Origin of the sequence: Pseudomonas taiwanensis, from assembly GCF_013393345.1 — a bacterium.
GTDB lineage: Bacteria > Pseudomonadota > Gammaproteobacteria > Pseudomonadales > Pseudomonadaceae > Metapseudomonas > Metapseudomonas resinovorans_C.
Genome location: NZ_QJRF01000023.1, coordinates 1 through 321, shown reverse-complemented (window position 1 = coordinate 321; position 321 = coordinate 1). Strand labels below are relative to the sequence as shown.

The 321-nt window shown below is 67.3% G+C and carries 1 protein-coding gene; it reads right to left on the bottom strand.

Annotation, left to right across the window (positions count from 1 at the left end; translation table 11 throughout):
- On the bottom strand, window positions 1-321 hold a 321-nt coding region (locus tag DM872_RS00120; RefSeq protein WP_256873254.1), incomplete at both ends, for a contractile injection system protein, VgrG/Pvc8 family.

Sequence of the window (321 nt, the reverse complement as noted above, 5' to 3'; positions counted from 1 at the left end):
CCGGCAGTTTGCCGAAGATCCACAGGCGGTCGCAGTGGATGAGGCGGTGGCCTTCGGCGTTGTGCAGGAACCCGTAGAAGAAGCCTTCCTCGCGCAGGATGCGCTCGACGAAGTGGTAGTCGGTGTCACCGGCCTGCACGCAGTACTCGCGCGGCACATGGGGGTTGGTGACCCGCTGCTCGTAGTCCAGGGTAATGGCGTGCTGCTTCAGCACGGCGGTGGCGATGTCGGGCACCGACAGGGTCTGGAAAATGCGCCAGTCCGAAGCCAGCCGCAGGCGGGCCAGGCGCGGCTCGACCACGGCGCGGTAGCGGGTGCGTC